This is a genomic window from Geobacillus sp. WSUCF-018B, from assembly GCF_002809985.1.
In the GTDB taxonomy this organism is placed as follows: Bacteria; Bacillota; Bacilli; order Bacillales; family Anoxybacillaceae; genus Geobacillus; species Geobacillus thermophilus.
In genome coordinates this window covers 1-2017 of sequence record NZ_PIJF01000119.1, presented here as the reverse complement: position 1 = coordinate 2017, position 2017 = coordinate 1, and the positions used below count along the sequence as shown (strand labels likewise).

The following is a 2017-nucleotide window of genomic DNA, read 5'->3' as shown; positions in this document are numbered from 1 at the left end:
GCTTCGCTTGGTGGCCCCGACGAGCGTCGCGAACAAAAGTTCGCAACCCTCGTCGGGGAATCATTCCTGAATGTCACCCACAAATATTTTACTCACACTGCCGCTATTTTCTGTTTTGTTTCTGCCCAACTGTCGTTGATTCAAATGTATCTTCATCGCCGCAACCGTCACTTGGTCAAGCAAGAAGACGAAGTGGTCATGGCGGTTCACCTTTTGGGGAAGCTGCTGGGCTTTTCTTCCGAACGAGCCTGGCATCGTTTTGTCACGGGAAATTTGTTCACAAACGGCTCGTTTCTTGAACGCTCCCGATACAACCGCCGCTGCCGGGCGCTTGGTTTCGCCATCAAATGGATCCGTCATGAGCTGGCGAAACGTGGCCAACACCATGCTTATGCGGTCGTCGACAGCTTGCCTCTTCCGTTGTGCCATCCCGCAAGAATGCAGCGCGTCAAGCGGTTTCGAGGGATCGCGGATATGGGGTATTGTGCTTCCAAAAAGCAATGGTACTACGGTTTCAAGCTGCATCTTCAAGTGACCAACCAAGGGCTGGCCATGGGCTATGTCGTGACGGAAGCGTCCTGCCACGACGTCAAAGCCGCTGAAACGGTGATGACTCAAATCCCTCATCCCTACAACTTTGGGGACAAAGGGTACATCAGCCACGCTCTTCGAGAAAAGCTGTACGAAGAACACCAAGCCGCGTTCTGGACACCGTCTCGACACAATCAAAAGCACGGCCCATCCAAGGCATGGGAAGAATGGATCAGGAAAAAACGCAAAGTCATCGAGACGGTGTTTTCGATTCTCGTAGACCAATACCGGATCACCGACATTCGAGCGAATTCCATGGCCGGGTTTGAAGTGGCACTCGATGGCATCTTGTTGGCTTATTCCTTGGTCACACTAGGGCTGGTTGAGCGCTGACACTCAACTAGCACCACGGGTATCTTTATATTTTTGTTTAATTGTTTTTTTCATCGTCTTTGGCGAGGAGACCCCCACTTCAACGACCAAAGGGAGTAAGTGGGGGAGGAATCGCTTTTTTTGTTTTTGTATCACTAAAAAATATGATATAATATATTATATAATATATTTAGTGAAAGAGAGGTGAGACAAATGGACATGACGTTAACAGCCAAAATAAAAATTTACCCAACAGCGGAACAAGCAGAAGTATTGAAAGCCACCCTTTCCGCTTATCGACAAGCGTGCAACGCTGTATCTGTTGTGATTTTTGACACAAAAGTGCTTGCACAAGCCAAGTTACACGACATGACCTATCGTCTACTTCGATCAAACTACGCTTTGCGTTCGCAAATGGCACAATCTGTAATCAAGACGGTTATCGCTAGATATCGTTCCCTAAAAAGCAATGGTCACGAATGGACATTGGTTCGCTTTAAAAAGCCTGAATATGATCTCGTTTGGAATCGAGATTACTCCATTGTTCAAGGGTTATTTTCTGTCAATACGCTAGAAGGACGAATCAAAGTGCCATTCGAACCAAAAGGCATGGAACAATATTTTGATGGCTCATGGACGTTTGGCACAGCCAAACTCGTCTATAAGCATAACCAATTCTTTTTGCACATCCCCATGACCAAAACAATTCCAACCGTAGATGAACACAACATTCGCCAAGTGGTCGGTGTCGATGTAGGGGTTAACTTTCTTGCAACAGCTTATGATTCGCAAGGGAAAACTACCTTTTTTAACGGACGAAAAATCAAGCATATGCGGGCGAAGTACAAACGAATGCGAAAAACCCTCCAGCAAAAAGGGACGGCTTCTGCGCGTCGGAAGTTGAAAACAATCGGACAACGAGAAAACCGTTGGATGACGGATGTGAACCATGCTGTCACGAAGGCACTCGTTCGTCAATATGGAGAACGTACCCTTTTTGTATTAGAAGATTTAACAGGCATTCGTGAAAAAACAGAACGTGTACGTATCCATGACCGATATGAAACCGTATCGTGGGCGTTCTATCAGTTCCGTCAAATGTTAGAGTATAAGG

Annotated in this window: 2 protein-coding genes; both read left to right on the top strand. The window is 46.6% G+C overall.

The features are described from left to right. The first annotated feature begins 66 nt into the window (after positions 1-66). Entirely contained in the window at positions 67-924 is an 858-nt protein-coding gene (locus tag CV944_RS16835; protein ID WP_100664564.1) for an IS982 family transposase, read from the top strand. A 192-nt stretch (positions 925-1116) separates the two neighbouring features. Continuing rightward, positions 1117-2017 (top strand): RNA-guided endonuclease InsQ/TnpB family protein (locus CV944_RS16830; RefSeq protein ID WP_100664563.1); only part of this gene is annotated, 901 nt, incomplete at its 3' end.